Here is a 5,776-nt window from a genome sequence, read left to right as displayed (position 1 = left end):
TGAGCGCGCTCGAGCTCAGCGACGAGCTGCCAAGGTAGTCGTAGCCAGCTAACTCAACTCATCAAAGATAACAGTTCATCTCACGGTGTCGTGCCATGGGGTGGCTAACTTGTTCTTGCAATTTGCGTTTAATTATCGTTCCATAATTACCAAAAGAATTTTTGTATTTCTGGCGTATTTTTGCGTTTTACGTTTGATATACTCACCTCATCAGCAGGATTGTATACCCCATGAAGTAATTCACACTTTCCATGCATATACAAGGGTGAGGAGGATCATAATGAAATTAAAGTTAGATTCGAAACATAATTATGTCCGAATGGACGCGGGTCAAAAAATTCACTATAAAATGTTCAAAGATGGCAAGATCTGGGTATTTAGTGGGTTGGTAACATCCTTCTTTACGGTTATGCCATTGATGCAAGGTAACACAGTCCAAGCTGATACGATCTCAGATGACGACGCAGGAGCGTACATCAGCCGATCTGATTCTGGTACCACGTCAAATGTCGCGGTGCTCAAAGCTTCAGTAGCCAAAACGACCACCACTGAAACACCAGCTACCACCAAAGCGCAACTTGAGATCATGGGGGCTCAAGCGACTCGCGCAGATAATGGTACGGTAATAGTCACGGGGACGACTGCTGCCAATGCCCAAATTGCGGCGACGACTGCTGATGGCGCCGCCCAAACCGTGACCGCTGATGCCAACGGTCAATTTAGTGTGACTTTGACCACCCAATCAACGGTGGTCTTAAAGGCGTCTTTAGATGGCCACGTTGGCGAACCAACTGCAGTGGTCGCACCAAAAGCGGCCGCAACGACGACCGCCGAATCAACAGCGGCAACACCAACACCAGCAGCTACAGCTACAGCTACGGCTTCGGCTAAAACTGAAACTGCCGGAGCTACCACTAGCACGCCTGTTGCGGCAAAAGCGGCTACCACAGTTGCTGCGCCAAAGTCGACAACCACTGCCGACACACAAAAGCCTGAGACTGCAACGGCAGTTGACGCTAACGCTGACGCAGTGAAGGCCGCTACTGCAACGACGACTGAATCTGATACACCTGCAGTTCAAGACCAAACAAGCGCGGTAAAACCAGTAAGTACCACGGATACAGAGCAAACCACTACAGTTGATCCATTGGCTGTACCAGTGGACGCGACTGAAAAAACTGAAATTACTGACAACATCACTACATTGGTCGACCCTAGCAACGACGAATTAGAAGCTGCGAAGGCACTGGCTGCAGAAGCGTTTAAGAAAACTGGGATCACGCAAACGATTCAAGCGGTAGCCGCTGGGTCGGTGGCGGATTCGATTTTCAAGACCACAGATTTAACAGTAGAAACAGTTGATGACAAAGGCGAAACAGCTGATAAAGCCTCACCGAGTGGCGACTTCACTGGTGAGTCGAAAGCTGAAGCAACGTTTACAGTTAAAGGAATCGATCCGTCCTCCGATCTGGCAGGCGATCATGTTTATGTTTCAGTCTTGGTTCCCAAAGGCATCAACGTGACGGACGCGAATGGTGAAGGCGAACTGAATTTTACCATCAATCCATACGCGACATTGGTTGCCGTGATGAATTACAATACGTCTGCACCAACGGAAACAGTTAAGGATATTAAGGCGCACGTCGAAGAGTTCGTCAATGAATCCGGAGATACACAACTTAGGGAGGGACTAAACCAAAAGTTTACTGTCAAGACGCCGTATTCGACGCCGGCAACGCTGACTAAAGTTGATAATGGGACCATGATCACCGTGGACCTTGCTGACGTGCCGAATTTAACGACTGACTTGGAAAAAGCCTTCCAAGGAGGCTTAAATACGGTTATATCGTCATGGGGTCGTGTTCCAATCATCGGGTGGGCGGCAGGAATTCTCGCCTATATCGGCCTAGGCTGGTGGGTTGGCGGTGATGTTGACGCTGATCCAGCAAAGTTTCTTTCCTCAGTCATTGAACAAGGTATCCTGACTGACATGTCTGCCACAGTGAAGTCGACTTTGACTGTGGACAATGGCACCCATGTCGTTACCGGTGATGATCCGCAACCAGTGACAATCAAAGGCGCCATTACGACAGCCAAAACTGCCGATGACTTAGGCACAGGTGCTGGGACAACTAAACTGTATTATGTCGATCAAACTAATTCTGGAAGTACGTCCACTGGAACGGATGATCCAGGCGATACCACCCCGACGACAGACGGCTTCCCAGTTACTTACAAGTATTTGGACGAAAATGGGACGGAGATTCCTAACTCAGCAAAAACTGCTCATGTCGCAAAAGATGGCGAAATTGACTTCAATCCATTGGATCCGCCTAGTGGGTATACTTTTGATCCAGCAAAGACGACGCTTGATGTTGGGTCAGTGATTGCCAATGAGATTCAAAGTTCTTTTAGCGATGCCAAAGATTTCGATAGTTTAAATAGTTCAATGAAGACTATGGGGTTGACCAACCCGAACCAATACACTGATTATGGCAGTGATGAGCTGACGATCACCTACAAAGGCAAGAAGACAGATGCCGGCCACCATGTTTCCATTCATCTTGTTGATGCCGATGGTAATCCAGTCAAAAATACCAATGGTGTATCTACTATTGAGGCTGGGAAGTACTTATACTCGCCTGGCGCTGGTATCGACACCTCAGGTTACAATTACAAAGTCGACGGCTATACGATGCGACCTAACCCGGCGACTACACATTACACTGTTACTGACGCAGTTGGCGACCAGGTCATTACGGTTGTTTATGATAAGAACAAGTCAACAACTGGTGGCGATGATGGTGGTACCGGAACGACTGACCAGACCACAACGGGCACCGTTAAAGTCAAATTAGTGGATACCGAGGGTAAGGTCGTTACCAATGACGCCGGTCAGACCGAGTTGTCTTATAGCGGGACTATTGGCGATCCAATCGTAGTTCCGGACGAAGCTAAAAAAGTCACTGGTCGTTCGATAACCGGTGGCGGTGACGGTACGCTCGGTAAACTCTTTACCGAGGCGCCACAAGAACTGAAGATCACTTACACGCCAGCGCCAGCGCCGGCTACTACTGGTAAGATCATCGTCAAATTAGTGGATAAAAACGGTGATCCGGTTAAGAATAAGAGTGGCCAGTCCTCTTATGAGATTCCTGGTAAAATTGGCACCCAAGTAGATACGTCAGTGGTTGATAAGCAGGTTGATGGTTACCATATCGCTGCCGGCGATGACGGTACCGCAAAGACGCTCACCATTACTACTGCTGATCCGCAAGTAGTGAAAATCATATACACGCCAACGCCGGCTACTACCGGTACGATCACCGTTAAATTAGTGGATAAAAACGGTGATCCGGTTAAGAATAAGAGTGGCCAGTCCTCTTATGAGATTCCTGGTGAAATTGGCAGCCAAGCAAATACGACAGTAGTCGATAAGGAGGTTGACGGATACCACATCGCTGCCGGCGATGACGGCACCGCAAAGCCGCTCACCATTACTGCTGATGCACAGACCGTTAAAATCACCTACACCAAAGATGGTGCGCGCGTTTACACGCCAGATAATCCAGGCACCTTCAAGGGTGGCGATCCGACACAAGTCTACCAACGTTATTTGATCGGTAGACTGACGAATCGTGTTGTGTACAAAGGTGATATTGCAGAGCTCCCAGAACAGCACGACTTTGACGACGAATCCGTCACGGTTTACCGCACCGCTACAGTCGCAGAGGATGGCAGCATTGTGTACACGCCTTGGACAACGGACCCTTCAGGCCTTGGTGGTAGTGATGACACAACTTTGCTGGCAGGCATTCCAGATGATGCAACGCACGTTCCAGTCGTTGCCGGTGCTAAAGCGACGATCGATGCAGAAACCAATCAGGCAATCAGCTCAGATGACTTGCCACTGGTTACAAAAACCAAGGGGAATATCGACGCGACTGGCGGCGGTACGATTGGCTCCAAAGCCTATAACCAGTTTACGGTGACGCGTACAGTCAACTATACCTCTGATGAGCCAAAGCCTGAATGGCATGATGCGCCGTCTGACAAGACTGATGATCGCTACGCTGAAACGCACAAGACGCTTACCATTAAGATCGTCGCGAATAAAGATTCGCAGACGACCACTCAAGCGACGCAGCACGTCACATTCACGCGCAAATACCAAATCGACGCCAACCATCCTGATCTTGGTGTCATCGATTACGGCGAATGGATCGCTGATAGTGATACCAATGGCGGATTTATGTATGACGATACCGATGTGTTAAAGGCATCTTACACGCCAACACCATTCGATCACTATACCGTGACGCCGACCACCGTCGATAAGTCGACGCTGGATGACCAACAAAAAACGGTTGGGGATGAAATTACCGCAACGGCTGCTGATACGAAAGACGCAGACAACGAAATCACCGTTACGGTCAATTATGAACCAACAGCTGTTGATCGCATTGAACACCCAGCTCCACCTGAAGAAGATAACGCGCACTATAATGAAACTCACAAGCAACTGACTGTCACCGTCCAAGCGGTCCAACCAGATGGCACGACTAAAAACGTTGGCACGCAGACGCTGAACTTTACGCGCACGTATTTCACCGACGGGAACGCAACTGGTGACGACGCGGACAAGACGATCGATTTAGGAACGTGGAAGCAAGCGGAACCGTTTGCCTCGGTCACCCCTGACGCGATTGATGGATTCACGGCAGATCCAGCCGAAGTGACGGATGCTGCAGTTGATACCAAAGGTGACACTATCAAGCAAGCGGCCACAGATTTTGCCGCACAAAAAGATGATGAAGATGGCAGCATCACAGTCAATGTGACCTATTCCAAGGTGGTAGAAGGAACAGGTATTGTTCACTATGTCTATCAAAATGTGGGTGGCATCGAACTGCAACCGCCTGTAACCGTTAGTGGTCCAGAAGGAACAGATTACTCCACTCAATATAAGATCCCAGATACATTGGAAAGTGATGGCAAAGACTTGCCTGATGCTGGTGGCACCCTTGACACCAGTGTACTGTTCTACTATGCGACTGCCGATATCAATGGTGGTCAGATCAATAGCTTACCGGATAATGGTTCAGCCGATGCGGCCTTCAAGACAGACGGCCAAGACATCTGGGTTATTTATGTTGCCAAGCCAAAGCCTGGGGATGCTGCTAAACCGCTGACTGTCACGAGTAGTACGACTGACAAAGATGGTAATACCATCATCACTTTCTCAGACGGGAATACAGCGACTGTTTATAAAGGCGACAAAGGTGATGACGGTGCGACACCATTAGTTCGTGACGGCGAAGATGGCATGGTCGAGTTCTATGTCAAAGGCCCTAAGGGCGATGGCACTGACGACACTGTCTTAGGCTCGATCAAGGCACCTAAGAATGGCGATACGATCGAGACAACGCCACAAGATCCAACGACTGACCACCCAGCTGGTGGGACAAATGTGATCATTCACCATGGTGATGGCAGCAAAGACAGCACCACGACGATCTGGAATGGTGATACGCCAACAGTTGATCCAAACGGAACTAAGAATGAAGACGGTTCAACTACCTACAACTTTAAAGTAGGCGATAAGACGGTCGGTTCATTTACAGTTGCCAAAGGCGACAAAGGTGATGACTGGTGTTACCCTCAAAAGTGAGACAGTGAATCTAGTATAATAACATCAAAGTATGATGACTGGAGGATCTGTTATGGCTAAGAAGTACAACCAAGATTTCAAAGACATGCTCATCGAATTGCACGC

Annotated in this window: 1 protein-coding gene; it reads left to right on the top strand. The window is 48.8% G+C overall.

The genetic code is table 11. The features are described 5' to 3' along the window. Positions 1–280: 280 nt before the first annotated feature. Positions 281–5,671 (top strand): KxYKxGKxW signal peptide domain-containing protein, encoded by a 5,391-nt coding sequence (locus ACKTSG_RS13475; RefSeq protein ID WP_407895503.1) that lies wholly within the window; start codon positions 281–283, stop codon positions 5,669–5,671. The last annotated feature ends 105 nt before the right edge of the window (positions 5,672–5,776 follow it).

Origin of the sequence: Lacticaseibacillus salsurae (assembly GCF_045862175.1) — a bacterium.
Classification (GTDB): domain Bacteria; phylum Bacillota; class Bacilli; order Lactobacillales; family Lactobacillaceae; genus Lacticaseibacillus; species Lacticaseibacillus salsurae.
Note: the sequence above shows the minus strand (reverse complement) of the source record. Positions and strands in the feature narration are given on the sequence as shown.